This is a genomic window from Stutzerimonas sp. LR2 (assembly GCF_055755175.1).
Window position 1 is genome coordinate 1 of the sequence record NZ_JBVTRR010000012.1, and the last position, 3,176, is coordinate 3,176.

Genomic DNA, 3,176 nt, shown 5'->3' on the forward strand with positions numbered 1-3,176 from the left:
ACACGCGAGTCAGAGCGGCAGTCAGAGTGGTCTTGCCATGGTCGACGTGACCAATGGTGCCGACGTTGACGTGCGGTTTGTTACGTTCGAACTTTTCTTTAGCCATCGAGACCGTCTCCCATCGTTGAATTGAGCTAGTCACGCCACCATTAAAACAAAGGCAGATATTCACATATCTGCCTTTGAGGTTTGGAGCTCATGAGCGGATTTGAACCGCTGACCTCACCCTTACCAAGGGTGTGCTCTACCAACTGAGCTACATGAGCGAAACATATACCGCAAACATCGAACCTGGAGCGGGTAGCGGGAATCGAACCCGCATCATCAGCTTGGAAGGCTGAGGTTCTACCACTAAACTATACCCGCGAACGCCGAAGCTTACGCTTGAATCTGGTGGAGGGGGAAGGATTCGAACCTTCGAAGTCTATGACGTCAGATTTACAGTCTGATCCCTTTGGCCGCTCGGGAACCCCTCCAAAGTGAGGCGGCATTTTCAGCATCTGCCACCACGCTGTCAAGCATTTTCTCATATAAATCTTGAGGTTAGCTTCATTGACAGCCGCTCCGCGGAGAGACCATTCAGCCCTCGCTGCGAAGCGGGCGCCATTCTATGCAAACTATTCAGAAGTTGCAACGCCCGCGCAGGGCATCTGCCGATGCTGCAGCTCCGGCATGTCGTTCTTCAACCCCTGCAACATTGCATCGTCCAGCTGACCACGGCTGGCGGCCCCTACGCGCACCCAGTACTTGCGGTGCATTCTCGGTAACTCTCGAACCAGCGCCGCATAATCCACCTCGCGCAAGCGCGCAACGACCCCTTCTGCAGAGTCTTTGCGGGAAAATATTCCAAGGGAAATGCCGTTTGCCAGATCGCCTACCGTAATGATGTAGCTGTCGATATTGCGACTTTGCAGCTCACGCAACTGACGCAAAGACGCCTGCCTGGACGCTAGAGGAGGCAGATACACCCAGTAGTCCACGCCACTGGCTGTATCCACCTCCTGTATTTCAGACTGCACGTCCAGGCTTAGCAGCCTCTGCTCCAGGGCTTCCGCCGGCGGCCGATCATCGAACCCACCCAGGAACAAGCAACCGTTCTCTGCAGCGAGCGGCGAGGCACTGCTTCTGCGCTCCTTTGCTGAAGATTCACTTAGCAGCGTTATGTTCTGCTGAGGGCGATTATAGGAATCCAGCGGCGTTATTTCTTTGACACGGACCGGAGACTGATACTGGTGCTGAATCCAGAAAAAAACATTCAAAAGCACCAAAAGAAGAAACAACCAACGCATTCGATTTTCAACCTTATAGATGCGCTAGGGGCAAGCGATTGCCAGCCCTCGGAAAACGAGATCCGGCACCCGCTGGACCAGATCGAGATCCTCTATGAGCGCAGCGTCCCCTCCCGTGGCATATACACTGACGTCCGTCCCGAAACGACCACTGGCGTGCGCGATTTGCGACGACACAAAGCTGCGAAGCATCAACAGGCAGCCGCGCTCTACTGCTTCACCTGTAGTGCGCCCAGGCTCTAGAGCGTCGCACGAGGAAAGCGCCTCCTCCATCGAATAACGTATGCGCTGCGTATGAGTATGTAACTGACTTCTCAGCAAGGACAGGCCGGGACAAATGTAGCCACCTAGGTGCAAGCCGTTCTCATCCACAAGATCCGCAGTTACTGCCGTGCCCAGGTCCACCACAAGCATCGCATTGCGCCTTAACTGAAAAGCGCCAACCATAGCCAACCAGCGATCCATCCCGAGACGCTCGTACTCTAGATAACCATTGATTACCCCGCCAAGCTCCTTCGAGGGCACAGCGCGCTGCACCCCAACACCTAGCGCGTCCGATATACGCGAGCAGATTTCTGCGGTTTCCTGATCGCTGCGGACACTGACCAATCTGGCTTTTGATATTCGCAACAAGGCCAAACTGGTGAGTTCGCTCAACAGCTCTATCGACGAACTCGAGGCCCCTTGCGCAACCACGACTCCAGAGTCAGGGCTCAACGCGCGCCACTTGATCAAGCTGTTGCCGCAATCCAGCTCAAGAATCATCGATCCAACCTCAAGCTAAGTTCTCCCCCACTGAAGGAACGCTCAACACCATCAATCATTAGCCTGAGCCCACCTTGTGGATCGACCCCTAAGACCGTTCCTGATAGCTCATGCGCGCCGGTACTAAGCGTACAGCTTTGCCCCTGCCAAATATGGGCGGCCTCCCACTCCTCCCTGAGGCTGGCGAAACCAGCAGCCAGGTGTCGATCAAGGTATGTCTTGAGTGTGGCGGCGAGCGTCAGCAGCAGCTCATTTCGATCAACCATCCCAACCCACTCCCGGAGCGATGTCCATGGTTGGTCGATCCCCTCAGCGTCCGCCATATTCACATTGATCCCGATGCCGGCTATGACATGGCACTCATCCGCTGGATCCCCGGTCAACTCCAGCAGGATCCCGCCGATCTTGCGCCCGTCCACATACACGTCGTTCGGCCACTTCAGCCCGGCTTGAGGCAATCCCATTCCGCGCAATGTCTGCATGACGGCCAAGCCGACCACCAGACTCATGCCCGACAGCTGCCTAGTGCCACCGTGCACCTTGAACGCCAAGCTGCAATACAGGTTCTGCCCGAACGGACTCACCCAGTGCCGCCCCCGTCGGCCCCGTCCGGCAGACTGAGATTCGGCAACTACCAGGAACGGAGCCCGACCAGTAGACAGAAGCCGTAGAGCTTCTGCGTTTGTCGAGTCGAGAGCGTCGAAGAGATAGAGCTCCCAGCCCAACGCATCCAATTGCGGGAGCAACTGATCTTCGGCGAGCAGCGACAATGGCTCTGCCAACCGGTACCCACGGCCTGGGACCTTATAGAAGGGGAGCGCCGTTTCATTCTGAATGCGCTGGAGGTGTTTCCAGACAGCAGTGCGACTCACTCCCAATGCCTCGCCCAACTCCTGCCCGGAATGAAACCGCCCATCTTGGAGCAACCTTAAAAGCTTATTCATGCCACCCCCATAACGAGGCCCGAATAATAGCGATACAGAGAATGGCTGCACAAAGCTTTCCGCGCCCCAAAAGCAAACCCCCGACCTGCTTACGCGGATCGGGGGTTTGGTGTAGGAGCTTGACGATGACCTACTCTCACATGGGGAAACCCCACACTACCATCGGCGATGCATCGTT

The 3,176-nt window shown here is 56.1% G+C and carries 4 protein-coding genes and 3 tRNA genes; all 7 read right to left on the reverse strand.

Annotation, left to right across the window (positions count from 1 at the left end):
- A partial coding sequence (locus ACVRRC_RS21530) for a GTP-binding protein (protein WP_202966612.1) occupies nt 1-106 on the reverse strand: 106 nt, incomplete at its 3' end.
- Nucleotides 107-190: 84 nt separating this feature from the next.
- Nucleotides 191-266 (reverse strand) — tRNA-Thr (locus ACVRRC_RS21535).
- 26 nt (nt 267-292) lie between these two features.
- Nucleotides 293-366 (reverse strand) — tRNA-Gly (locus ACVRRC_RS21540).
- Nucleotides 367-391: 25 nt separating this feature from the next.
- Nucleotides 392-476 (reverse strand) — tRNA-Tyr (locus ACVRRC_RS21545).
- Nucleotides 477-617: 141 nt separating this feature from the next.
- Nucleotides 618-1,289 (reverse strand): SPOR domain-containing protein, encoded by a 672-nt coding sequence (locus ACVRRC_RS21550; RefSeq protein ID WP_017243914.1) that lies wholly within the window; start codon nt 1,287-1,289, stop codon nt 618-620.
- A gap of 24 nt (nt 1,290-1,313) precedes the next feature.
- Complete coding sequence (locus ACVRRC_RS21555) at nt 1,314-2,054, reverse strand: pantothenate kinase (protein WP_472997526.1); 741 nt, start codon at nt 2,052-2,054, stop codon at nt 1,314-1,316.
- A complete protein-coding gene (birA, locus tag ACVRRC_RS21560) occupies nt 2,051-2,998 on the reverse strand; it encodes a bifunctional biotin--[acetyl-CoA-carboxylase] ligase/biotin operon repressor BirA (protein ID WP_045157767.1) in 948 nt (315 codons plus the stop codon). The genes ACVRRC_RS21555 and birA overlap by 4 nt, the downstream gene beginning before the upstream one ends.
- Between the last annotated feature and the right edge of the window lie 178 nt (nt 2,999-3,176).